Raw genomic sequence first — 25,647 nt, forward strand, 5'->3', positions numbered from 1 at the left:
CAGATTTCTGCGCCTTTTCGATTTGTTAACGTCTTAGCTCAGACGGCCGTGGCACGCCTTATATTTTTTACCGGAACCGCATGGGCACGGATCGTTACGACCCACTTTACGATCGCCGGTCTGTGCCGCAATCGCCGCTGCGGCTTCGCTGTCGTCAGTCTGGTGGCTCAGCTGTTGCATCTGTGCCAGACGCTCAGCTTCTTCACGACGCTGCTGCTCCATCGCCTCCACTTCTTCCGGCATGCGCACCTGAACTTTGCTCAGGGTGCTGATCACTTCATACTTCAGCGATTCCAGCATAGCGGCAAACATGGAGAAGGATTCACGCTTGTACTCCTGCTTCGGATCTTTCTGGGCATAGCCACGCAGGTGGATACCCTGACGCAGGTAGTCCATCGCCGCCAGGTGCTCTTTCCACAGGGAGTCCAGCGTCTGCAGCATCACGCCTTTTTCGAAGTGACGCATCATCTCAGCGCCAACGACCTCTTCCTTACGCTTGTAAACGTCCAGCGCAGTTTCAAAGATACGCTCGCGCAGCGTCTCTTCGTGCAGCTCAGGCTCTTTGTCCAGCCACTCTTTGATTGGCAGCTCAAGGTCAAAGTCGTTTTTCAGACGTTCCTGCAGGCCTTCGATATCCCACATCTCTTCCAGAGACTGCGGTGGAATATGCGCGTCGATAGTGGCTTTAAACACATCTTCGCGGATGCTGTTGATGGTTTCGCTCACGTCGGACACGTCCAGCAGTTCGTTACGCTGAGTGTAAATCGCGCGACGCTGATCGTTAGCCACATCATCATATTCCAGCAGCTGCTTACGAATATCAAAGTTGCGGCTTTCGACTTTACGCTGTGCGTTCGCGATCGCTTTAGTGACCCACGGGTGCTCAATGGCTTCGCCTGGTTTCATCCCCAGCTTGCGCATCATGCCGGACACACGGTCGGAGGCGAAAATACGCATCAGCGCATCTTCCATCGACAGGTAGAAGCGGGAGGAACCGGCATCACCCTGACGACCCGCACGACCACGCAGCTGGTTATCGATACGACGAGATTCGTGGCGCTCGGTACCAATGATGTGCAGACCGCCCGACGCCAGTACCGCATCGTGACGAACCTGCCAGTCAGCTTTGATCTGTGCAATCTGTTCTGGGGTTGGGTTTTCCAGCTCTGCCACTTCGGCCTGCCAGCTACCGCCCAGCATAATATCGGTACCACGACCCGCCATGTTGGTTGCGATGGTCACGGCACCCGGATAACCTGCCTGCGCAACAATGTCCGCCTCTTTGGCATGGAATTTGGCGTTCAGCACGTTGTGCTTGATGCCCGCTTTGGTCAGCTCGTTAGAAACCACTTCAGATTTCTCAATCGAGATGGTCCCCACCAGCACCGGCTGGCCGTTCGCGGTACGCTCGCGGATATCTTCGATGATCGCCTGAATTTTTTCCGCTTCGGTCATGTACACCAGGTCCGGCATATCCTTACGGATCATTGGACGGTTGGTTGGAACGACCACGGTATCCAGCTTGTAGATGGAGCTGAATTCAAACGCTTCGGTATCTGCCGTACCGGTCATGCCCGCCAGCTTCTCGTACAGACGGAAGTAGTTCTGGAAGGTGATAGACGCTAGCGTCTGGTTTTCGTTTTGAATATCAACACCTTCTTTGGCTTCAACCGCCTGGTGCAGACCATCAGACCAGCGACGTCCCTGCATGGTACGGCCGGTGTGTTCATCAACGATGATCACTTCGCCGTCTTTCACAATGTAGTCAACATCGCGGGTGAACAGCGCATGAGCGCGCAGCGCAGCGGTCACGTGGTGCATCAGCATGATGTTGCTCGGGGAATACAGAGACTCGCCCTCTTCCATGATGCCTTCAGCAACCAGCAGTTCTTCAATCTGAACCAGACCGCGTTCAGTCAGGTTCACCTGGCGCGCTTTTTCATCTACGGAGAAGTGGCCTTCACCCTGGAAGGTGTCAGAGTCTTCTTTCTCCTGGCGCAGCAGGTGCGGAATGATTTTGTCGACTTTGCGGTACATCTCGGAGCTGTCTTCAGCCGGGCCGGAGATGATCAGCGGGGTACGTGCTTCATCGATCAGGATGGAGTCCACCTCATCCACCAGCGCATAGTGCAGCTTACGCTGTACACGTTCTTCAGGGCTGAACGCCATGTTGTCACGCAGGTAGTCGAAACCGTATTCGTTGTTAGTGCCGTAGGTGATATCCGCGTTATACGCGTCACGTTTGGCTGGCGCAGGCAGACCGGACATGTTGATGCCGACGGTCAAGCCTAAGAATTCGAACAGTGGGCGGTTGTTTTCGGCGTCACGCTGTGCCAGATAGTCGTTGACGGTAACCACGTGAACGCCTTTACCGGTCAGGGCGTTCAGGTATGCCGGCAGCGTTGCGGTCAGGGTTTTACCTTCACCAGTACGCATTTCCGCGATGCAACGCTCGTTGAGCACCATACCACCCAGCAGCTGAACGTCGAAGTGACGCATGCCGAATACACGCTTACTCGCTTCACGCACGACGGCGAAAGCTTCCGGGATCAGGCTTTCTAAGGTTTCGCCTTTTTCGAGACGGGCACGGAATTCCGCCGTTTTCGCTTTCAGCTCGTCATCAGAGAGCTTCTCCATCGCCGGTTCCATACCGTTGATAACGGCAACGGCTTTGCGCATACGGCGCAGGGTACGATCGTTACGACTACCAAAAACTTTTGTTAATAATTTGATTAGCATAATAAATTCTCAAACGCCCCATCGTGGGCAGATAAATTAAAGTATTGAAAAAGTTAATTTAGCTGAGGCGCTGAGGCCCGGCGCGAATGCCGTGAGCCTGGCTAATCCATGTTGAAACAGAGAAAGAGGCTGGAGAAACGAGTGCACGTTGCGCAGTCTGGCGAACCATGACCGGCGGCTGGCTGTCCTGCGTGAGCAGCGCATTGAGCGTGTCCAACAGGGCAAGATGCTGCGCCTGCACCGGCAGCGTCTCTTCAGCAACAGGCATGGCCTGCGGTGCCATCGCAAATGACAGATGGCGAATAACCGTGCGGATAGCGTGCTGGTGCCAGTAATCAACGGAGAAATTCGGACGACGATTGGCCTCAAGCCACGCGAGGTTAGTAAAGTTAACCCGCGTGTTGAGATCGTGTTTGGTTGTGGAGGTCTTCGCCGGCGTAGCCGCTTCGGCACTGTTGCTGAGCGCAGGCAAGCCGAAACTCGCCGCGACCATCCCTAATAAGAGATGCGGCCAGAAGTAACGTCTGCCAAATTGTCGCCAGCGCGTCAGTATTCCGCTCACTTGCTCCACCACATAAGCCAGCCTGGTACAGGCTGAATTCAGTTATTTTTTTAAGCGCCCAGATATTACCACTAAAGCCAATACACATCAGCAGGAATGAGGTGTCGCCGCGGGGAAAAACGGTCAAGAATGCAGCTAACGCACCCATTTTCTGTGCAAGGTAAACAAGAGGTAAGGCTGGGGCGAGTAAAGAAAGGCAAAAATAAAAACGACTGGTCTTCCTGGTCGGAGAGAGTACCAGGTTAACCAGTCGATTTTTTACGAAACGGTTTGAACCGTTACGCCAGAACCATGCTTGGCGCTTTGAAAGCCAGCGGCAGTTCAGCTTCGTCTTCGAAGGTCACGTATTCCCAGGCTTCCTGTTTTGCCAGGACGGCCTGCAACAGTTTGTTGTTCAGTGCATGACCGGATTTGAACGCGGTAAATGCACCAATGATGTTGTGACCACACATGAACAGGTCGCCAATAGCGTCCAGCATTTTGTGACGAACGAATTCATCTTCGAAACGGAGGCCGTCTTCGTTCAGTACGCGATAATCGTCAACAACGATGGCACAATCGAAGCTGCCCCCCAGGCACAGGCCGCGGGACTGCAGATATTCGATATCGCGCATGAAGCCAAATGTACGGGCTCGGCTGATCTGACGCATAAACGCATCGGCAGAGAAGTTCATCGCATAGCGTTGGGTGCTTGCATCAATCGCCGGATGGTTAAAGTCGATGGTAAAGTCCAACGAGAAACCATTGTACGGTTTGAATTCAGCCCATTTGTCGCCATCTTCGACGCGAACGGTCTCTTTAATGCGAACAAATTTCTTCGCGCAGTTCAGTTCTTCGATGCCGGCATCCAGCAACAGATAAACGAACGGAGCAGCACTGCCATCCATAATCGGGATTTCTGGCGCATCGACTTCAACAATAATGTTGTCGATACCCAGACCCGCCAGGGCGGCGTTCAGGTGCTCTACGGTAGAAATCCGCACGTCATGCTCGTTCACCAGACAAGTACAGAGCATAGTATCACGCACAGATTTGGCATCGGCCGGAAAATCTACCGGTGGATTCAAGTCGGTGCGACGATAGATGACCCCGGTATTGGCCGGCGCAGGGCGTAACGTCAGTGTGACTTTCTTGCCGGTATGTAAACCGACACCCGTCGCCTGAACGATACGTTTAAGTGTCCTTTGTTTGATCATCGTATAATCTCGCCAAATTAACTATCCAACCGAGAGTGTATATCACTAACGGTGGGCCAGTTTAGCACAAAGAGCGCAAATCCCCAAATTCCAGCCAATTCTTAGTCAGCTTGCTTACGCAGGAACGCCGGGATGTCCAGATAATCTGGCTCTTTCGCCGTTTGCGGCGTTGGGTCGTTCACCACTTTCGCGGCCGGTTTCTGCTCCTGAGTCAGAGGAGACATACCGTGCTGCTGGTAACGATCCATTACCGGTTGCTGAGTCTGTTTGTTGGTTACCAGGGTGATTTCAGGACGTTTGTCCATGCCGATACCGGTCGCAACAACAGTCACACGCAGTTCGTCGTTCATTTCAGGGTCAAGAGAAGTACCGATTACCACGGTAGCGTTGTCAGAGGCGAACGCACGGATGGTATTACCCACGGTTTCGAACTCATCCAGACGCAGGTCAAAGCCAGCGGTAATGTTGACCAGCACGCCGCGCGCGCCAGACAGATCGATATCTTCCAGCAGCGGAGAAGAGATAGCCATTTCAGCCGCTTCTTCTGCACGGTCTTCACCGCTCGCCACACCAGAGCCCATCATCGCGTAGCCCATTTCGGACATCACGGTGCGAACGTCAGCAAAGTCAACGTTCATCAGGCCAGGACGGGTAATCAGTTCAGCGATACCCTGCACCGCGCCTTTCAGCACGTCGTTTGCTGCACCGAAAGCGTCCAGCAGAGAGATACCGCGCCCCAGAACTTTCAACAGTTTATCGTTCGGGATGGTGATCAAGGAGTCCACATGCTTGGACAGCTCGGTGATACCCTGCTCCGCAAAGGCCATACGCTTCTTGCCTTCAAAATTGAAAGGCTTGGTCACGACAGCAACGGTCAGGATACCTAAATCTTTAGCCACTTCAGCCACAACAGGTGCTGCGCCGGTACCCGTACCGCCACCCATACCTGCCGCGATGAAGACCATGTCCGCACCTTCCAGTGCAGCGCGCAGCGCTTCACGATCTTCTTCAGCCGCGTTGCGACCCACTTCCGGGTTAGCCCCGGCTCCCAGCCCTTTGGTGATACCACCGCCGATCTGGATAGTCTGGCCTACAGCCGTCTTACGCAGTGCCTGCGCATCGGTGTTAACTGCGAAGAATTCAACACCTTCGATGCGTTCACGCACCATATGCTCTACGGCGTTACCGCCGCCGCCACCGACGCCGATGACTTTAATCACCGCGTCGTTGGTCAGTTCCATAGGTTCAAACATAATTTCTCTCTCCGTTGTGCCTGTCGCCCGAGACCGCTAATTCTCTCCGGTCTCTTAAAAAAATTAAAACTCTTTTCGCAACCAGTTGTTCAGTCGTTTGACCCACGACCCCACTGAGACGCGTTTTTCCACTTCTGCTTCACCACTGAGATGAGATTCCTTCCCGTAGTGGAGCAGGCCCACTGCCGTTGAATAATACGGCTCCTGAGCATAATCCGTTAAACCGGTGATATTCAGCGGCGCGCCAATACGCACTTGCGTATGGAACACGCGCTGTGCACAGGCCGCAAGACCTTCAATTTGCGCTGCACCGCCGGTTAATACAATCCCCGCTGCAAGATGATGTTTAACACCCTGCTGACGAAGCTGTTCCTGTAACTGTAAAATCTCTTCGTTGACCAGGTTGAGCAGCTCGGTATAGCGCGGCTCAATCACCTCTGCCAACGTCTGGCGCTGCAGGCTGCGCGGTGGACGACCACCGACGCTTGGCACTTCAACGCTCTCATCTTTGCCAACGATAGAACCCAGCGCACAGCCATGGCGCACTTTAATCGCTTCTGCATCGCTCGGTGGCGTACCAAAAGCGTAAGCAATATCGCTGGTCACCACGTTCCCGGCATAAGGGATCACTTTGGTGTGGCGCAGCGCACCGCCGGTATAGACGGCCATGTCCATTGTACCACCACCAATATCGACCACACAGACGCCCAGTTCACGTTCGTCTTCGGTCAGCACGGAATAACTTGCTGCCAGACCAGCGAAAATAAGTTGGTCAACTTTCAGGCCACAACGTTCAACGGCTTTTACAATGTTCTTCGCCATATCGTTGTGACATGTGATCAGGTGCACTTTTGCCTGCATACGTACGCCAGAAAGACCGACCGGATTCTTAATCCCTTCCTGGTAGTCAATCGCATATTCCTGCGGGATCACATGCAGCACGCGATGCTCATCGCGCACGCGCACGGACTTCGCCGTATGCACAACGTTTTCAACGTCTTCCTGCGTCACTTCTTCTTCGGAAATCGGCACCATACCGATTTCGTTCTGGCAGCTAATGTGCTTACCAGAAAGGGCCAGATAGACAGAAGAAATCTGGCAATCTGCCATCAATTCAGCCTGATCGATGGCGCGCTGGACGCATTTCACCACCGATTCAAGATCGTTTACCCCACCTTTATCCATACCACGGGACGGGCAACTGCCTACGCCAATGATATTGACCATACCGTCGGGCAGAACTTCCCCTACTAAAGCAGCAACCTTCGCGGTGCCAATCTCCAGTCCAACTACCAGTTTTCTGTCCGTCGCCTTGATCATTGTTGTTCTGCCTGTACCTGTGCCTGATTCTGTTGCTGATTAGGTTCCTCGACCGGAGCCGGTTCCCAACCGACTGCTGCGCCTGAGTCATAGCGCAAATCAACGTAGCTTATCCGTTTGCCGTCAGTCTGTGCCTGCTGCTGTAAAACCGGGTAAAGTTCTACAAAACGCGCCAGACGCTTCATTGTGTCCCCGCGACCCAGGTTGAGCTTAATGCCGTTCGTTAACGTCAGCTGCCAGGAACGGCGCGCCGTCATTGCAGCATCTTTTAGCGTAAACCTGTCCTTCGCCAGCACCTGACCCATTTCGCGAAAACCCTGTAATACTTCATTTTCGCTGCCTTCAGGGCCATACAACATCGGTAAATTTTGCTTGTTGACACGATCGGCCGGGACGCTGAAGGAATTTCCGTCTACGTCAACCATGTGCTGATCATTCCAACGCGCAATGGGCACATATTCAACCAGATGAATCTTCAATTCATCAGGCCATTGCTTTCTTACACTCGCCTGTTTTATCCATGGCAGACGTTCAATCTGGCTCTGGATAATATTGACGTCCTGAGTCATAAAGGTGCCGGGCGATCCCAGCGCCAGAATTGACTGGCGAATATCATCGTTACGCGTGTAGTGGCGCTCACCGGTAAGCACCAGCTTAGAAAGTGGCAACCGCTGCGCATCTTCCATCCAGCCCAGGACCATCCAGCCGCTGATAAACACGGTGCACAGCACCCCGAGCAGGAAAATAATACCTGCAAGACGCGTTCCATTACTCCGGCGTGAAGAAGCGTATTCTTCTTCGTCATCGCGGTTGCGCGTGTTCAATGCAGCCTGAGACATATCAGCCCGCCTGGTCCAGAATGCGTACGACTAATTGCGAGAAGCTCATCCCCGCCTGACGAGCGGCCATCGGCACAAGGCTGTGGCTGGTCATTCCCGGAGAAGTATTCGCTTCCAGCAGATAAAATTGTCCATCACTGTCTTGCATCACGTCGATGCGCCCCCAGCCCTGGCAACCCAGAATATGCCAGGCTTTAAGCACCAGGGACTGCAAATCCGCTTCACGCTCAGCATCAAGACCACAAGGGCAGAAATATTGCGTCTCATCAGAGAGATACTTTGCCTCATAATCATAGAAGGTTCCGGCCGGTTGGATACGGATTGACGGTAAAATTTCTTCACCAAGCATCGCGACGGTAAATTCCGGCCCGCTGAGCCATTTTTCAATCAGAACTTCTTCATCATGTTGAAATGCCAGCGCTAAAGCGGAGGATAAATCGTCAGCTTTGTCGACTTTTGACATCCCCACGCTCGACCCTTCCCGGCTCGGCTTTACAATAACCGGTAAGCCCAGTTCGGCAATGCGTGTATTAACGCTATCCGGCAGGCCCAATTCAAATTCGCGACGCGTCAGTGCCACCCACGGCGCAACCGGTAATCCCGCGCCCTGCCAAAGCAGCTTACTGCGCAGTTTATCCATTGAAATAGCGGATGCCATCACGCCGCTACCGGTGTATGGCATGCCAATTAAATCCAGAAGCCCCTGTAGGGTTCCGTCTTCACCGCCGCGGCCATGTAAAGCGATAAAGACTTTATCAAATCCCAGCGCCTTTAATTGCGTCACGTCGACCTCTTTTGGGTCGACCAGGTGCGCATTGACGCCCCCTTCACGCAGGCCCGCCAGAACCGCAGCGCCGGAATTCAGGGAAACCTCACGCTCTGCGGAGGTGCCGCCAGACAGGACGGCAATCTTATCAGCCATGATGCTCATCCTCCTGGGTTTGCGGCTTCAGCTTGATTTCAGATAAGGTACGGGCGATTTTGCCGATATTTCCCGCACCCTGAATCAGAATCAAATCGTTACCTGTCAGGACCGGAGCCAGAATTTCCGCCACCTCAGCCGGGTCAGAAACCAGAATAGGATCAACTTTACCGCGTCCGCGAATGGTACGACACAGTGAACGGCTGTCTGCCCCCGGAATTGGCGCCTCGCCTGCGGCATAAACATCCAGCATTAACAGGGTATCTACCTGTGACAGGACGCTGGCGAAATCGTCATACAGATCGCGCGTACGCGTGTAGCGGTGCGGCTGGAAGACCATTACCAGATTCTTGTCAGGCCAGCCTGCACGGGCGGCTTTAATGGTGGCATCCACTTCGGTTGGATGATGACCGTAGTCGTCCACCAGCATAGCGGTCCCGGCTTTACCGTTTACGGCGTCCAGCGGGAATTCACCGAGGAAGTCGAAACGACGCCCGGTCCCCTGGAAGCTTTCCAGCGCGCGCAGGATCGCGTCGTCATCAATGCCTTCTTCCGTCGCAACGGCAACGGCTGCTGCGGCGTTAAGGGCGTTATGGCGCCCTGGCGCGTTCAGCGTCACGTGCAGCAGCTCTTTGTCCTGGCGCGCCAGCGTGAAATGTCCCTGCGCGCCAATCTGTTTGTACTCTTCCACGCGGACGTCAGCGTCTTCACTGAAGCCATAAGTGGTGATTTGACGCCCCACGCGCGGCAGCAGCTCGCGAATAACCGGATCGTCTACGCACATCACCGCGCGTCCATAGAACGGCAGGTTGTGCAGGAAGTTGATAAAGGTCTGCTTTAAGTTCTCAAAGTCACCCTGGTAGGTATCCATATGGTCGGCTTCGATGTTAGTGACAATCGCCACCATCGGCTGCAGGTGCAGGAACGACGCATCGCTTTCATCCGCTTCAGCAATCAGATAACGACTGTGCCCCAGGCGTGCATGAACGCCCGCGGCTTTTACCAGACCGCCGTTAACGAACGTCGGGTCGAGACCCGCTTCCGCATAAATACTGGAAACCATCGCCGTGGTCGTGGTTTTACCGTGGGTCCCGGCAATGGCAATGCCGTGGCGGAAACGCATCAGTTCCGCCAGCATCTCCGCACGGCGGATCACCGGAATGCGCGCTTCATGCGCGGCAACGATTTCCGGGTTGTCAGAGGAGATGGCGCTTGATACCACCACCACGCTCGCATCGCGCACGTTTTCCGGGCGATGGTTAAAATAGATAGTCGCCCCAAGCGACGCCAGCTGCTGCGTAACAGGGTTTGGCGCCAGGTCAGACCCGCTGATCTGATAGCCTTCGTTAGCTAACACTTCGGCAATACCGCCCATGCCAGCACCACCGATGCCAACAAAGTGAATGTGCCGGACGCGACGCATCTCGGGCACGATTGAACGCAGTTTTGCCAGTTGTTGTGTATTCATTCTCTAAACGCCATCGACTACTTAAAAATTCGTGCCGCGCTTCACGCGCTGCGAGGGTTAAGCCTGGGCTGCCAGGCTCACTTCTTTTGCCACCCGTTCCGTCGCATCAGGGATAGCGGTCGCGCGCGCGCGTTCTGCCATCTCCAGCAATACGTCTCTGTTCCAGCCCGCCAGGGTGGTAGCGACCGCGTCGGCGGTAAATTGTGGCTGCTCAAAAATTTTCGCGGCACCGGCTTTCTCAAGCGGCAGCGCATTCCAGTACTGCTGTCTGTCTTTGTGCTGGAACGGCACAAAAAGGGCAGGTAAACCGGCGGCAGCGATCTCGCTCACCGTCAGCGCCCCTGAGCGACAAACGACGACATCGGCCCAGGCGTATGCTGCCGCCATGTCGTCGATAAACTCTGTGACTTTATGCTGCAGCTGACCTTCGTCTGCGTAAGCCTGCTCAACGGTTTGCTGAGCGCCCTTACCGCTCTGATGCCAGATGGTTACGGCATTTCCCAGCTTTGCAGCAACCTGCGGCATCGTCTGGTTTAAAATGCGCGCGCCCTGAGAACCGCCGACGACCAGCACACGAACAGGCCCTTCACGGCCTATCAGGCGAGCGTCCGGCAGCGGCAGCGCCAGCACGTCCACACGCACCGGGTTACCGACCACGTCCGCTTTCGGGAACGCGCCGGGAAACGCCTGCATGACTTTGGTGGCGATTTTCGCCAGCCACTTGTTGGTCAGACCGGCAATACCGTTCTGCTCATGCAGCACGACGGGAATACCTAACGACCATGCTGCCAGCCCACCAGGACCCGAGACATAGCCGCCCATGCCCAGTACCACATCAGGCTTAAAGCGCTTCATGATGGTGCGCGCCTGACGCCAGGCGTTAAAAATACGCACCGGCGCCAGCAGCATTGCCTTGAGGCCTTTACCACGAAGGCCAGAAATACGGATAAAGTCGATCTCAATACCGTGCTTCGGTACCAGGTCAGCTTCCATGCGGTCTGCGGTTCCCAGCCAGCGTACCTGCCAGCCCTGATCCATTAAATGGTGCGCAACCGCCAGCCCCGGGAACACGTGTCCGCCGGTACCGCCTGCCATCACCATTAACCGCTTCGGTTGATTCATCGTGAACCTCGTGTAAACGCCTGGGCTTTTTCCAGACGCGTTTCATAATCTATGCGCAACAACAGCATGATGGCCGTCGACATAATCAACAGACTGGAACCACCATAACTGATCAACGGCAACGTCAGACCTTTGGTCGGCAGCATACCCGCTGCGGCCCCGACGTTAACCAATGCCTGGAAACTAAACCAGATACCAATTGAGCAGGCCAGGAAGCCTGAAAAGCGGTGATCGATCTCCAGCGCTTTCCGGCCGATGGACATGGCGCGGAAAGCGACGAAGAATACCATTAATAGCGCTAATACCACACCGATATAACCCAGTTCTTCCGCAATAATGGAGAAGATGAAGTCGGTATGCGCTTCCGGTAAATACTCCAGTTTCTGTACCGAGTTACCCAGCCCCTGGCCCCAGACTTCACCGCGGCCAAAAGCCATCAGCGACTGCGTCAGCTGATAACCGCTGCCGAACGGGTCTTCCCACGGATTCCAGAACGAGGTCACACGGCGAATACGGTAAGGCTCGGCAAGGATCAGCAGCACAACCGCCGAAATGCCCATCCCGATAATCGCAATGAACTGCCACAGCTTCGCGCCCGCCAGGAACAGCATGGCCAGAGTGGTAACAAACAGCACGACAACGGTACCGAGGTCAGGCTGTGCCAGCAGCAACACGGCCAGCACCAGAATCACACCCATCGGTTTTAAGAAGCCGCGCAGGTTGTTACGCACCTCATCCACTTTACGCACCAGGTAGTTAGCCAGGTAGCAGAACAGGGAGAGCTTGGTAAATTCCGCAGGCTGAATTCGCAGCGGGCCAAAGGCGATCCAGCGGGATGCCCCGTTAACGGAGCTCCCCACCACCAGTACGATCAGCAGCATAATGATCGAGGCAATCAGCATCGCCGTACTGTGCCGCTGCCAGAACTCCATTGGCAGACGCAAGGTGATCAGCGCCAGACAGAACGCCAGGATGATGTACAGGCCATCACGCTTGGCAAACAGGAAAGGATCGTTCGCCAGGCGCTGGCCGACGGGCATTGAAGCCGACGTCACCATGATAAAACCGACCGCCGCCAGCCCCATCGTGAGCCAGAACAGCGTGCGATCGTACATGATCAGGCTATCGTTATCTTTTTGACGAGAGCCCATCACCCAGCCTTTGAGTGCCGCAAACAGCCATGCCAGGATCCCAAACCCTGGCAGACGCGGCATTTTCAGGCGAGGGAGAGATAAACGCATCAGCCTAACTCCTTCGCCAGGCGGGTAAAGACATCGCCACGCTGTTCGAAATTCTTGAATTGATCGAGGCTGGCACACGCCGGAGAGAGCAGCACCATATCGCCAGGCTTCACGCGAGGGGCAATCAGCCGCATCGCCTGTTCCATGGTTTCGGTTTGCTCCGCAACGTCAGGGCGCAGTTCAGCCAGCTCGCTGCCGTCACGGCCAAAGCAGTACAGGCGGATTTTATCTCCGGAGAGATACGGCTTCAGGGAAGAGAAATCAGCTGATTTACCGTCGCCGCCCAGCAGTAAATGCAGAGTACCGTCAACGTGCAGGCCGTTCAGCGCGGCCTCCGTGCTTCCCACGTTGGTGGCTTTGGAGTCGTTAATCCAGCGCACGCCGTTATGCTCCAGCGCCAGCTGGAAACGGTGCGCCAGACCGGAAAACGTTGTCAACGCCTTCAAGCTGGAAGAGCGCGGAAGACCTACCGCATCCGCCAGCGCCAGCGCCGCCAGGGCATTGGTATAGTTGTGCTGACCAGACAGTTTCATCTCTTTCACGTTCAGCACTTTCTCACCTTTCACGCGCAGCCAGGTTTCGCCCAGCTGACGGTTCAGGTGGTAATCCCCCATCGTGATACCGAAGCTGATGCAGCGCTCGTCCGCGCCGCGTACCGGCATGGTCAGCGCGTCATCAGCGTTAACGACGCAGACCTTTGCATTTTCATAAACGCGCAGCTTGGCGGCACGATACTGCTGCAAACCAAAGGGATACCTGTCCATATGATCTTCGGTCACGTTAAGGATCGTCGCAGCGGCAGCATGCAGGCTGGAGGTTGTTTCCAGCTGGAAGCTTGAAAGCTCAAGGACATACAGCTCACAACCTTTGTCCAGCAGCATCAGCGCGGGCAGGCCGATATTGCCGCCTACCCCTACGTTCATGCCTGCGGCTTTTGCCATCTCACCGACCAGGGTAGTGACGGTGCTTTTGCCGTTAGAACCGGTAATCGCGACAACGGGTGCCTGCGCTTCGCGGCAGAACAGCTCGATATCGCCGACAATCTCAACGCCTGCATCCGCGGCAGCGCTCAGCGAAGGATGCGCCAGCGCCATACCCGGGCTTGCGACAATCAGATCGGCTGCCAGCAGCCAGTCATCATTCAGACCACCAAGGTGGCGTTCAACCTGTTCCGGCAGTTTGTCCAGACCCGGCGGAGAGACACGCGTATCCATCACGCATGGCGTCACGCCGCGTGCGAGGAAAAAGTCCACGCAGGAAAGACCCGTGAGGCCCAACCCGATGACAACGACTTTTTTGCCCTGGTAATCTGCCATGATTAACGTACCTTCAGCGTTGCCAGGCCAATCAGCACCAGCATCAGCGAAATAATCCAGAAGCGCACAATCACGCGCGGTTCCGGCCAGCCTTTCAGTTCATAGTGGTGGTGGATCGGCGCCATACGGAAGATGCGCTGACCGCGCAGCTTGAAGGAGCCGACCTGCAAAATCACCGACAGGGTCTCAACCACAAACACGCCGCCCATGATCACCAGCAGGAACTCCTGACGCAGCAGCACGGCAATGATGCCGAGCGCGCCGCCCAAAGCCAGTGAACCGACGTCACCCATAAAGACCTGCGCCGGATAGGTGTTGAACCACAGGAAGCCCAGCCCCGCACCGACAATCGCCGTACAGACGATCACCAGCTCACCCGCATGACGCAGGTAAGGAATGTGCAGATAGTTAGCAAAGTTCATGTTACCGGTCGCCCACGCCACCAGTGCAAAACCGGCGGCCACAAAGACGGTTGGCATAATGGCCAGGCCATCAAGACCGTCAGTGAGGTTGACGGCGTTACCGGTACCGACGATCACAAAGTACGCCAGCAGGATGTAGAACAGCCCCAGCTGCGGCATCACGTCCTTAAAGAACGGCACGACCAGTTCGGTAGCTGGCGTGTCTTTGCCTGCCAGATACAGCGCGAAGGCCACGCCCAGCGCAATGACCGACATCCAGAAATACTTCCAGCGGGCAATCAGGCCCTTGGTATCTTTGCGTACGACTTTGCGGTAATCATCCACAAAACCGATGATCCCGTACCCCACTAGTACCGTCAGGACACACCAGACGTAAGGGTTAGACGGATAAGCCCACAGCAGCACGGAAACGACGATGGCGGTCAGGATCATAATCCCGCCCATGGTCGGCGTGCCGCGTTTGCTGAAGTGCGATTCCGGACCGTCGTTACGCACAACCTGACCGAAAGAGAGTTTTTGCAGACGGGCAATCATGCGCGGGCCCATCCACAGCGAGATGAACAGCGCAGTCAGCAGGCTGACGATGGCGCGAAACGTCAGATAGGAAAAGACGTTAAAGCCTGAATAATATTTGACCAAATGTTCGGCCAGCCAAACTAACATGTCCCGTTCTCCTGTAATGCGTGCACAACCTCTTCCATGGCGGCACTACGTGAACCTTTCACTAACACTGTCACAATTTGTTTTTCTGTAATTAATGCCTTAAGGCGCTCAATCAACGCGGCTTTATCGGCAAAATGTTCGCCAACGCCGCTCGCATGGCTAATCGCCTGGCTCAGTTTTCCTGCGCTCAGGACACAATCCAGCCCCGCCGCTTTCGCCGCTTCACCGACCTGGGTATGGCAGGCTTCACTTTCGTCGCCCAGCTCTGCCATATCGCCGACCACCATGATGCGGTAGCCCGGCATTTCAGATAACACCTGCACCGCCGCCGTCATTGAGCCAACGTTCGCGTTGTAGGAGTCATCCAACAGCAGTTTGTTTTCGGCAAGATGGATTGGGAACAGGCGCCCCGGCACGGCTTGTAAATTTGCCAGCCCGTTTTTAATCGCCTCATGCGACGCACCCACCGCCGTCGACAGCGCCGCCGCCGCAAGGGCATTGGCAATATTATGGCGGCCCGGAAGCGGTAAAAGCACGTCTACGCCACCCGTTGGGGTAGTAAGCGTGAATTCCGTACCCTGGGACGTCACATGGATATTGGTCGCGGTAAAATCACTGTTGGCCGCATTCGGCGAGAAGCGCCAGGTTTTACGCGAGCCAATGATGCTCTGCCAGTTCAGCCAGTCATTGTTGTCGGCATTCATAATGGCAATGCCGTCAGCGGGAAGACCGGTGTAGATCTCACCTTTCGCTTTCGCCACGCCTGCCAGCGAGCCAAACCCTTCCAGATGCGCAGCCGCCAGGTTATTCACCAGCGCCGCTTCCGGGCGAGTCAGGCTTACGGTCCAGGCGATTTCGCCCTGGTGGTTTGCCCCTAGCTCAATCACCGCGAATTCATGCTCTTTGGTCAGGCGAAGTAATGTCATCGGCACGCCGATATCATTATTGAGGTTACCCGCGGTATAGAGCGTGTTTCCGCACTGGCTGAGGATCGCCGCCGTCATCTCTTTCACGGACGTTTTGCCAGATGATCCGGTCAGGGCGACGACGCGAGTCGGCACCTGCTGACGAACCCAGGCAGCCAGCTCACCAAATGCAAGACGCGTATCTTTCACGACAATCTGCGGCAGGTCGGTGCCGAGCCTGCGGCTGACCAGCAGCGCACCGGCGCCATTTTCTTTGGCATTATCCGCAAAATCGTGCGCGTCAAAACGCTCGCCTTTCAGCGCCACGAACAGACAACCCGCCGTCACTTTGCGGGTATCCGTCGTCACCGCATCAATGGTCAGATCCTGACCGTGCAGCTCACCCTGCAGGATTTCAGCGGCATGGCTTAACGAGAGGCTAATCATGCCACGACTCCCAGCAGACGTGCTGCCGTTACGCGGTCCGAGTAGTCCAGACGGCGATTGCCAACAATCTGATAATCTTCATGGCCTTTACCTGCCAGCAGGACAACATCATTCTCCTGAGCCTGCATGATGGTGTTGGTCACGGCTTCCGCACGACCTTCCACGACGCGAGCACGGCCCGCGTCCAGCATGCCCGCCAGAATGTCATTGATGATGGCGCGCGGCTCTTCCGTACGCGGATTGTCATCGGTGACAACCGGAATATCCGCAAACTGTTCCGCAATAGCGCCCATCAGCGGACGCTTGCCTTTGTCGCGATCGCCGCCACAGCCAAACACGCACCAGAGCTTACCGGTACAGTGCAGACGCGCCGCCTCCAGCGCTTTTTCCAGCGCATCCGGCGTGTGGGCGTAATCGACGACGACGGTCGGCTTGCCCGGCGCGCTAAACACTTCCATACGGCCGCAAACCGGCTGCAAACGCGCGGCGGTTTTCAGCAGTTCAGCCATCGGATAACCCAGCGCCAGCAGCGTCGCCAGCGCCAGCAGCAAATTACTGACGTTAAACGCGCCCATCAGGCGGCTTTCAATTTCGCCTTCACCCCATGAAGAGGCAAAGCGGATCGTCGCCCCGCTGTCGTGATAGTTAACGTCAACGGCCTTCAGCCAGCGGCCGTGGCAGTTCGGGTTAATACGATCTTCCATCGACACCGCAACCGCATCCGGCAGGTTTGCCAGCCAGCGGCGGCCGACTTCGTCGTCGGCGTTGATGATGGCTTGTCCGTAATGGTGCGTGGAGTAGAGTAGCCATTTCGCGGCTTCGTAATGCTCCATATCACCATGATAATCAAGATGATCGCGGCTCAGGTTGGTAAACACAGAGGCGGCAAACTTTAGTGCCGCTACGCGATGCTGAACCAGACCGTGCGAAGAAACTTCCATCGCCGCAAAGGTTGCCCCCTGCCCTGCCAGACCAGCAAGCACGTGCTGTACGTCAACCGCAGAGCCGGTGGTGTTTTCCGTCGGGCTTACTTTACCCAGCAGGCCGTTACCCACTGTGCCCATGACCGCACCGGTTTCCCCCAGTAACTGGGCCCATTGCGCCATCAACTGCGTGGTGGTCGTTTTTCCGTTTGTCCCCGTCACGCCAACCAGACGCAGCTGGTCGGAGGGTTCGTGATAGAAACGTCCTGCCAGTGCGGAAAGACGCTCGTTTAACTGGCTGAGATAGATAACCGGCACGCCGTGCATTTCACGGATCTCACCGTCGGTTGCCTCATCTTTGGCCTCAGCAATAATGGCAGCAACACCTTGCGCAATCGCCTGCGGGATATAACGACGCCCGTCCGCCTGATGACCGACCACCGCCACAAAAAGATCGCCAGAAGCAGCCGCCCGGCTGTCCAGTACCATCTCTCGCAGTGCTCGCTCCGGTGCATTTGGCACCCACGGAGCGAGAAGGTCGCGCAAATTACGATCTGCCACCTGTACCCTCGCCTTGATTAATTACAAATTCACTTTTTTCGCCCGTCGCCAGCGCATCCGGTTCGATGTTCATGGTACGCAGTACGCCGCCCATGATGGCCCCGAACACAGGCGCGGAGACGGCGCCGCCATAGTATTTACCCGCCTGCGGATCGTTTATCACGACCACCAGCGCAAAACGCGGATTGCTTGCAGGCGCAACGCCTGCGGTATAGGCAATGTATTTGTTGATGTAGCGGCCGTCTGGCCCCACTTTTTTCGCTGTACCGGTTTTAATGGCGATGCGGTAGCCTTTGATTGCCGCCTTCACGCCGCCGCCGCCCGGCAGCGCCACGCTTTCCATCATATGCACCACGGTACGAACGGTGGATTCCGGGAAGATACGCTCGCCCGGAACCGGTGGATCAACTTTGGTGATAGACAGCGGGCGATAGACGCCATAGCTGCCAATCGTTGCGTAGACTCGCGCTAACTGTAAGGGAGTTACCATTAGCCCGTAGCCGAAAGAGAAGGTGGCCCTCTCTATGTCAGACCACCGTTGTTTTTGAGGATATAAGCCACTGCGTTCTCCGACCAACCCCAAATTGGTCGCCTTTCCTAGCCCAAAACGTGAGTAAGTTTCTACTAACGCTGAGGACGGCATCGCTAACGCCAGCTTTGAAACACCGACGTTACTCGACTTCTGTAACACCCCGGTCAGGGTCAATTCGCTGTAGCGCGCCACGTCTTTGATTTCGTGGCCGTTAATCCGGTAAGGAATGGTATTCAGTACGGTGTTTTCATTGACGATACCGCGCTGAAGTGCAGTCATGACCACCATCGGCTTCACAGTCGAACCCGGTTCGAACACGTCGGTGATGGTACGGTTACGCATAACATCCTTCTGCGTACCGGTAAGATTGTTAGGGTTGTAGGACGGGCTATTGGCCATCGCCAGCACTTCACCCGTGTTGACATCCACTAACACAGCACTGCCCGATTCCGCTTTGTTGAAGGCCACGGCATTGTTCAGTTCGCGATAAACCAGTGCCTGTAACCGCTCGTCAATACTCAGCGCAAGGTTGTGTGCGGCCTGGCTGTCCGTTGAGGAAATATCTTCGATCACGCGACCATAGCGGTCTTTACGCACAATGCGCTCGCCGGGCTGGCCGGTGAGCCATTTATCAAAGCTTTTTTCAACGCCCTCAATCCCCTGGCTATCGACGTTGGTAAAGCCAATGAGGTGAGCAGTCACTTCGCCGGATGGATAGTAACGACGTGATTCCTCACGCAGATGAATCCCCGGTAGCTTCAATTTTTTGATGTAGTCCGCCATGTCAGGATTCACCTGACGTGCCAGATAGATAAAACGCCCTCTCGGGTTCGTATTCACGCGTGAAGCCAGCTGGTCCAGCGGCATCTTCAGTGCATCCGCAAGCGCCTTCCAGCGGTTATCAAGCGTAATGCCTCCGGCGTCGTGCAGCTCTTTCGGGTCAGCCCATATGGCTTTCACCGGCACGCTCACCGCCAGCGGACGGCCTGAGCGGTCGGTGATCATCCCGCGGGAGGTGGAGACCTCCTGGACACGCAGAGATCGCATATCGCCCTGGCGCACCAGCATGTCAGGGGCGATGATTTGCAACCAGGCCACGCGTCCCAGCAGGAAACTCAGTGCCAGTAAAATGCAGCCGCAAAGCAACGCAAAACGCCAACTGATAAAGTTGGCCTGTTCTTCCTGACGTTTTGGTTTAAGCGTTTTTGCCGCTGCTTTCATGCGTCGCGATTTCCCTTATTTTTGTACTACGATATTTTCCTGGGAAGGATCAACATGCTGCAGTTGCAGCTTTTCCGTTGCGATCCGTTCAACCCGGCTGTGATCGCCGAGCGCGTTTTCTTCAAGGATCAGATTTCGCCATTCAATATCCAGCGCATCGCGTTCCAGTACCATCTGCTCGCGTTGCGCAGTCAATAAACGCGTATGGTGGGCTGTGGTCACCACCGTAACGGCCGTAACAATGATGCAAATGAACAGACAGAGTGGCAGTTTCCCAAACCGCAAAAGATCGTCGCCGATCACGCCAGGCAAGGCATGGCGCTCGTTGCTTCCTAACGAATCCTTAACTTTGCTTAGGGTCTCTGTCACTCTGCCGATCATGCGTTCGTCCTCTCTGCAACACGCAGCACTGAACTACGGGCGCGTGGATTCTCTGCCACCTCTTCTTCGCCCGGCATCAACTTGCCTAATGCTCGCAACTGACGGCCACCCAGCTTCCTGAGTTGTTCTTCCGTCATCGGCAGCCCCGCTGGCACCTGTGGACCGCGGCTTTGTTCACGCATAAAGCGTTTCACAATACGGTCTTCCAGCGAATGGAAGCTGATGATGGATAACCGCCCACCCGGGGCCAGCACGTCGAGCGAGCTTTTTAGCGCCAGCTCTATTTCCTCCAGTTCACTGTTTACCCAGATGCGAACCGCCTGGAAGGTACGGGTCGCGGGATGTTTGTGCTTATCCTTCACCGGCGTCGCCGCCGCGATCACCTCGGCTAACTCTTTGGTGCGGGTCATGGGCTCAATGCGGTTGCGCTCAACGATGGCGCGCGCAATACGTTTGCCAAAGCGCTCTTCGCCAAAGGTTTTGATTACCCATGCAATATCCGCTTCGTCTGCGGTCTGTAACCATTCGGCGGCAGACTGACCGCGCGTCGGGTCCATCCGCATATCCAGCGGACCATCGCGCATAAAGGAGAAGCCGCGTTCAGCATCATCAAGCTGAGGTGAAGAGACGCCAAGATCGAGAAGAATCCCGTCGATCTTGCCCGTCAGGCCGCGCTCGGCAACATATGCCGCGAGCGCAGAGAAAGGTCCATGCACGATGGAAAAGCGTGGGTCATTGATGGTCTGCGCAACGGCAATCGCCTGCGGATCGCGATCGATTGCCAGCAGACGTCCTTCCTCTCCAAGCTGAGAGAGAATCAAACGCGAGTGACCACCGCGACCAAAAGTGCCATCAATGTAGATGCCATCCGGACGAATATTCAGGCCGTTAACGGCCTCGTCCAGTAACACCGTTTTGTGTTTATAATTTTCCATCATATTTATAGAGACAAGTCCTGCAGCCGTTCCGATAATGTCGCGGAATCAGACTGCTCAGCGTCGATATCTTCCTTGACCTGTTGATACCAGGTCGTTTCATCCCACAGTTCAAACTTGTTGAACTGCCCGACCAGCATCACTTCTTTGGTCAGACCGGCATGTTGCCGTAACACAGGCGCAATCAGTAATCGCCCTGCGTTATCCATCTGACATTCACTGGCATGTCCCAATAACAACCGCTGCACGCGGCGTTCCTGCGGGTTCATGCTCGACAGTCGCGACAGCTTTTGCTCAATAATTTCCCATTCAGGCAGGGGGTAAAGCAGCAGGCAGGGGGAGTTAATGTCAATGGTGCAAACCATTTGACCCGCAGCGTTCTCAATCAGCTGGTCGCGGTATCGGGTTGGTACCGATAAACGCCCTTTGCTGTCGAGATTGACTAACGTAGCTCCACGGAACATGCCAGTCTCACCCCTCCTCACCACTTTAACCCACAAATTCCCACCTAAAGGAGTTTACGGAGCGAGGGAAAAGCTTGTCAAGCCAGGACTCTCCCTGTAAGGACCCGGAAGCCCTCTATTTACAGAGATAAACAGTCCTGGTTAATAACTGCACAACTGGCGAGGCAAAATTAACGTTATGAATATTTGTAAGAAAAAAACCGAATATGCACACTAGCGTTAAAGCTCACTCAATTTCATCGCAGATAAATATAAAGTGTCAGTTTGCGACGCGGGCAGCATTTTATGACAGATTCTCAGGGGATAACAGCGCCAGATTCACTCAGGCACCCGGTAAGCGCGGTGGTTGCCATGTTAGCTGGCAAAGAAGGAGGAAAAACGTCTGAATATTCATCGACCGGAGAGGGTTTGTAACAAAACAATACAAAAATAGCTGTTCAAAATTGCTTAGACGTTCTTTAAAGAACAATTTTGAAGCCAAAACAAATTAAGAAAATTAGGTGATTATGAACCCTCAAGAATTATCCTAATTTCTCTCCGGGAATTATTCACACGAATTATTGCGGCAAAACGGGGGCAGATTTCGCCGCCCCGGTCATTTTCATTTATGACGGCTTAAAATTCCGCGATGGTAAAGATTGCGTTTGATACGCGTCAGGCCCGGCTTCGGTTTACGGGGTTCATCCAGGCTCGCCAGCACAATCTCCAGTACGCGTTCAGCCACGTCACGGTGACGCTGTGCTACCGCCAGCACCGGGCACTGGAGGAAGTCGAGCAGCTCGTTATCCCCGAAAGTGGCGATGGCCAGGTCGGAAGGGAGTTTACCTTCACGACGTAAGGTCACATCCATCACGCCCTGCAGAAGCGCAAACGAGGTGGTGAACAGTGCCTGAGGCATCGGATGCGTTTCCAGCCATTTCTCGAACAGCTGCGCAGCGGCTTCTCGCTCGTAGCTGTTGGCATAGAGGTAGTGAACCTCGCGCGGATCGTCTTTCCAGGCAGTTCTGAAGCCCTGCTCACGCAGGAAGCTCACAGAAAGCTCAGGCAACGCGCCAAGATAAAGCACGGTTTCCGCCGGGAACGTTCTTAGCTCTGCGGCCAGCATTTCTGCGTCATCCTGATCGGCACCCACTACGCTTGTGAAATGCTCGCGGTCCAGCGCGCGATCCAGCGCCACGATTGGGAACGGGTCGTTCGCCCAGCGCTGGTAGAACGGATGCTCTGGCGGTAAGGAGGTCGACACGATAATGGCATCCACCTGACGCTGGAGCAGATGCTCAATGCAGCGCATCTCGTTATCCGGCTGATCTTCCGAGCAGGCAATCAGCAATTGATAGCCGCGCTGGCGCGCCTGACGCTCAAGATAGTTGGCGATGCGGGTATAGCTGGTGTTTTCCAGGTCCGGGATCACCAGACCAATAGAGCGGGTGCGCCCGGCACGCAGGCCGGCTGCGACAGCATTCGGATGGTAGTTATGTTCACGAACCACCGCCATAACTTTTTCAACGGTCTTATCGCTGACACGGTACTGCTTTGCTTTACCGTTAATCACATAGCTGGCCGTTGTTCGTGACACGCCGGCTAGCCGGGCGATTTCATCCAGTTTCACAATTGCCCCTTAAAAAAAGAAAAGAGTCCATGGCCCTGTCAAGGTTATGGTTAAATCTTTTAACATCTAAACGCAGAAAAGCCTCCGCGGCAACCGCTTTTATCTGCGTTGTCGGCTGATTACGCAAAAAAAAGCCCGGCTTTGGTGACCGGGCAGAAAGAGGCGAACCTTTTTGACAACTAACGCATGATTTTCTCGCCGCGTGACAGACCCACGACACCCGATCTCGCCACCTCAACAATTTTTGCTACATCCCGCACGGACGCCAGGAAGGCATCCAGCTTGTCGCTTGTCCCGACCAGTTGAACCGTATAAAGAGAAGGCGTGACGTCGATAATCTGTCCGCGGAAAATATCCGCATTGCGTTTGACTTCTTCACGCCCGTAGCCGCTGGCCTGAATTTTCACCAGCATGACCTCACGTTCAACGTAGGCCCCCTGCCCCAGTTCGCTCACGCGCAGCACGTCGACCAGCTTATGCAGCTGTTTCTCAATCTGCTCAAGCACCTTGGCGTCGCCGACGGTTTGGATCGTCATGCGCGACAGCGTTGGATCCTCAGTAGGAGCAACGGTCAGGCTTTCAATGTTATAGCCGCGCTGCGCAAAGAGCCCGATGACGCGAGACAGTGCGCCAGACTCGTTTTCCAGTAAAACAGATAATATCCGGCGCATATCAGGTTCTCTCCGTTTTGCTTAACCACATTTCATCCATACCACCACCACGAATATGCATCGGATAAACGTGTTCAGTTCCATCAACTATCACATCCATAAAGACGAGGCGTTTGTTTTTAACGTGCTCAAGCGCTTCTGCGAGCTTCGTTTCCAGCTCGGCCGGATCGGTCACCCGCATGCCAACATGGCCGTAAGCTTCAGCAAGACGAACAAAATCCGGCAGCGATTTCATATATGACTGTGAATGACGGCCAGAATAGATCATATCCTGCCACTGCTTCACCATACCAAGGTAGCCGTTATTCAGGTTCAGCACGAGAACGGGCAGTTCATACTGCAGCGCGGTAGAGAGCTCCTGAATGTTCATCTGGATACTGCCATCACCGGTTACGCAGACGACGGTTTCATTCGGCAGCGCCAGCTTCACGCCCAGCGCGGCGGGCAGACCAAAGCCCATCGTTCCTAAACCACCTGAGTTGATCCAGTGTCGCGGTTTATCAAACGGGTAATACAAAGCGGCAAACATCTGGTGCTGACCCACGTCTGAGGTCACATACGCTTCACCCTTCGTCAGTCGCCACACGGTTTCGATAACCGCCTGCGGCTTAATATTTTCGCTTTGCGTGTCATATTTCAGACACTGGCGCGCACGCCACTGTTCAATCTGCTGCCACCAGTCGCGGATCTCATCCAGCGGCTGGGTTGCACTCTCCTGGGCCAGCAGCTCCAGCATTTGCTCCAGAACCTGCCGGGCATCACCGACGATCGGCACATCCGCCGACACCGTTTTTGAAATGGATGTGGGATCGATATCAATGTGCAGCACGGTGGCGTTCGGGCAATACTTCGCCAGGTTATTAGTGGTGCGATCGTCAAAACGCACGCCAACGGCAAAGATCACATCAGAATGGTGCATCGTCATGTTGGCTTCATAGGTACCGTGCATACCCAGCATACCTAGCGCCTGACGGTGGGTGGCGGGAAACGCCCCCAGCCCCATCAGCGATGACGCAACAGGAAGGTTCAGCTTTTCAATCAGTTCACGAAGCTGGACTTCACAGGCAGAATTGATCGCCCCACCGCCGACATAGACGACCGGCTTTTTGGCTGACAGAAGCGTTTGCAACGCACGCTTGATCTGACCTTTATGGCCCTGCGTGGTTGGGTTGTAAGAACGCATGCTCACCGATTCCGGCCAGACATAAGGCAGCTTGTTTGCCGGGTTCAGTATATCTTTGGGTAGATCGACCACCACCGGTCCCGGACGCCCGCTTGCCGCCAGCCAGAAGGCTTTTTTCAGCACGCCAGGGATGTCTTCGGTTTGCTTGACCAGGAAGCTGTGCTTCACAACGGGACGCGAAATCCCGACCATGTCGCATTCCTGAAACGCGTCGTAGCCAATCAGTGAGGTCGCCACCTGCCCGGAGAGGATCACTAGCGGGATAGAGTCCATATAAGCCGTGGCAATGCCGGTAATCGCGTTTGTCGCGCCGGGACCAGACGTGACTAAGACTACTCCCACTTCACCCGTTGCACGCGCAAGGCCGTCAGCCATGTGTACTGCCGCCTGCTCGTGACGAACCAGAACATGGTCAATGCCCCCTACCGTATGAAGCGCATCATAAATATCAAGGACCGCGCCGCCAGGGTAGCCGAACACTTGCTTCACGCCCTGATCGATCAGTGACCGAACGACCATTTCCGCGCCAGACAACATCTCCATGCTTTGCCTCCAGGCATTTTGTTATAGACGGACTGCCGAACTCATTTCCGCACCGTCTTACGAATCTTATATTTTGCAGAGTGTTCTTTACCTTAACCGCTCGTTATGAGGCAGGCAATTAGCAAACCCGGGGAGAGAAACGGTGCGTAAAGCAGAAAAAGCAGCGGTTAACAGAAGATATGGTTAATTCATCTGAGAATAGAGGATGG

General features: G+C 55.1%; 21 protein-coding genes. All 21 read right to left on the minus strand.

What is annotated here, in order from left to right; translation table 11 throughout:
- Positions 1-33 precede the first annotated feature (33 nt).
- Complete coding sequence (gene secA / locus AC3WOK_RS13985) at positions 34-2,739, minus strand: preprotein translocase subunit SecA (protein ID WP_059310634.1); 2,706 nt, start codon at positions 2,737-2,739, stop codon at positions 34-36.
- A gap of 58 nt (positions 2,740-2,797) precedes the next feature.
- Positions 2,798-3,301 (minus strand): secA translation cis-regulator SecM, encoded by a 504-nt coding sequence (gene secM, locus AC3WOK_RS13990; protein WP_072250578.1) that lies wholly within the window; start codon positions 3,299-3,301, stop codon positions 2,798-2,800.
- A 278-nt stretch (positions 3,302-3,579) separates the two neighbouring features.
- Positions 3,580-4,497, minus strand: coding sequence for a UDP-3-O-acyl-N-acetylglucosamine deacetylase (lpxC, locus tag AC3WOK_RS13995; protein WP_059310633.1), 918 nt, complete (start codon positions 4,495-4,497; stop codon positions 3,580-3,582).
- Positions 4,498-4,598: 101 nt separating this feature from the next.
- Entirely contained in the window at positions 4,599-5,750 is a 1,152-nt protein-coding gene (gene ftsZ / locus AC3WOK_RS14000) for a cell division protein FtsZ (RefSeq protein WP_008501978.1), read from the minus strand.
- Positions 5,751-5,813: 63 nt separating this feature from the next.
- Positions 5,814-7,070 (minus strand): cell division protein FtsA, encoded by a 1,257-nt coding sequence (gene ftsA, locus AC3WOK_RS14005; RefSeq protein WP_006173845.1) that lies wholly within the window; start codon positions 7,068-7,070, stop codon positions 5,814-5,816.
- Positions 7,067-7,909 (minus strand): cell division protein FtsQ, encoded by an 843-nt coding sequence (gene ftsQ / locus AC3WOK_RS14010; RefSeq protein ID WP_047346353.1) that lies wholly within the window; start codon positions 7,907-7,909, stop codon positions 7,067-7,069. The genes ftsA and ftsQ overlap by 4 nt, the downstream gene beginning before the upstream one ends.
- A gap of 1 nt (position 7,910) precedes the next feature.
- Positions 7,911-8,831 (minus strand): D-alanine--D-alanine ligase, encoded by a 921-nt coding sequence (locus tag AC3WOK_RS14015; RefSeq protein ID WP_059310632.1) that lies wholly within the window; start codon positions 8,829-8,831, stop codon positions 7,911-7,913.
- Positions 8,824-10,299 carry a UDP-N-acetylmuramate--L-alanine ligase gene (murC, locus tag AC3WOK_RS14020; RefSeq protein ID WP_059310631.1) on the minus strand — a complete coding sequence of 492 codons (1,476 nt, stop codon included), beginning with the start codon at positions 10,297-10,299 and terminating at the stop codon, positions 8,824-8,826. Before murC ends, AC3WOK_RS14015 begins: the two co-directional genes overlap by 8 nt.
- A 57-nt stretch (positions 10,300-10,356) precedes the next feature.
- Positions 10,357-11,421: an undecaprenyldiphospho-muramoylpentapeptide beta-N-acetylglucosaminyltransferase gene (murG, locus tag AC3WOK_RS14025; protein ID WP_492354690.1), complete on the minus strand. Its 1,065-nt coding sequence runs from the start codon at positions 11,419-11,421 to the stop codon at positions 10,357-10,359.
- Positions 11,418-12,662 (minus strand): cell division protein FtsW, encoded by a 1,245-nt coding sequence (ftsW, locus tag AC3WOK_RS14030; RefSeq protein ID WP_047346349.1) that lies wholly within the window; start codon positions 12,660-12,662, stop codon positions 11,418-11,420. Before ftsW ends, murG begins: the two co-directional genes overlap by 4 nt.
- Positions 12,662-13,978 (minus strand): UDP-N-acetylmuramoyl-L-alanine--D-glutamate ligase, encoded by a 1,317-nt coding sequence (gene murD / locus AC3WOK_RS14035; protein ID WP_492354691.1) that lies wholly within the window; start codon positions 13,976-13,978, stop codon positions 12,662-12,664. Before murD ends, ftsW begins: the two co-directional genes overlap by 1 nt.
- 2 nt (positions 13,979-13,980) lie before the next feature.
- Positions 13,981-15,063 (minus strand): phospho-N-acetylmuramoyl-pentapeptide-transferase, encoded by a 1,083-nt coding sequence (mraY, locus tag AC3WOK_RS14040; RefSeq protein ID WP_008501985.1) that lies wholly within the window; start codon positions 15,061-15,063, stop codon positions 13,981-13,983.
- Positions 15,057-16,415 carry a UDP-N-acetylmuramoyl-tripeptide--D-alanyl-D-alanine ligase gene (gene murF, locus AC3WOK_RS14045; protein ID WP_492354692.1) on the minus strand — a complete coding sequence of 453 codons (1,359 nt, stop codon included), beginning with the start codon at positions 16,413-16,415 and terminating at the stop codon, positions 15,057-15,059. The genes mraY and murF overlap by 7 nt, the downstream gene beginning before the upstream one ends.
- Positions 16,412-17,899 carry a UDP-N-acetylmuramoyl-L-alanyl-D-glutamate--2,6-diaminopimelate ligase gene (murE, locus tag AC3WOK_RS14050; RefSeq protein ID WP_048339027.1) on the minus strand — a complete coding sequence of 496 codons (1,488 nt, stop codon included), beginning with the start codon at positions 17,897-17,899 and terminating at the stop codon, positions 16,412-16,414. Before murE ends, murF begins: the two co-directional genes overlap by 4 nt.
- Positions 17,886-19,652 carry a peptidoglycan glycosyltransferase FtsI gene (locus tag AC3WOK_RS14055; RefSeq protein WP_047346345.1) on the minus strand — a complete coding sequence of 589 codons (1,767 nt, stop codon included), beginning with the start codon at positions 19,650-19,652 and terminating at the stop codon, positions 17,886-17,888. Before AC3WOK_RS14055 ends, murE begins: the two co-directional genes overlap by 14 nt.
- Before the next feature lie 15 nt (positions 19,653-19,667).
- Complete coding sequence (gene ftsL / locus AC3WOK_RS14060; protein WP_008501989.1) at positions 19,668-20,033, minus strand: cell division protein FtsL; 366 nt, start codon at positions 20,031-20,033, stop codon at positions 19,668-19,670.
- Entirely contained in the window at positions 20,030-20,971 is a 942-nt protein-coding gene (gene rsmH, locus AC3WOK_RS14065) for a 16S rRNA (cytosine(1402)-N(4))-methyltransferase RsmH (RefSeq protein WP_059310626.1), read from the minus strand. Before rsmH ends, ftsL begins: the two co-directional genes overlap by 4 nt.
- A 2-nt stretch (positions 20,972-20,973) precedes the next feature.
- Positions 20,974-21,432 (minus strand): division/cell wall cluster transcriptional repressor MraZ, encoded by a 459-nt coding sequence (gene mraZ / locus AC3WOK_RS14070; RefSeq protein ID WP_021240528.1) that lies wholly within the window; start codon positions 21,430-21,432, stop codon positions 20,974-20,976.
- 601 nt (positions 21,433-22,033) lie between these two features.
- Positions 22,034-23,041: a catabolite repressor/activator gene (gene cra / locus AC3WOK_RS14075; RefSeq protein ID WP_014168621.1), complete on the minus strand. Its 1,008-nt coding sequence runs from the start codon at positions 23,039-23,041 to the stop codon at positions 22,034-22,036.
- A 179-nt stretch (positions 23,042-23,220) separates the two neighbouring features.
- The gene (gene ilvN, locus AC3WOK_RS14080) at positions 23,221-23,712 is read right to left on the minus strand and encodes an acetolactate synthase small subunit (RefSeq protein ID WP_008501994.1); all 492 of its coding nucleotides are present in this window, start codon (positions 23,710-23,712) and stop codon (positions 23,221-23,223) included.
- 1 nt (position 23,713) lies between these two features.
- Positions 23,714-25,438 carry an acetolactate synthase 3 large subunit gene (ilvI, locus tag AC3WOK_RS14085; protein WP_492354693.1) on the minus strand — a complete coding sequence of 575 codons (1,725 nt, stop codon included), beginning with the start codon at positions 25,436-25,438 and terminating at the stop codon, positions 23,714-23,716.
- Positions 25,439-25,647: the final 209 nt, after the last annotated feature.

The sequence above is a fragment of the Enterobacter sp. FW301-JW81 genome (assembly GCF_058788735.1).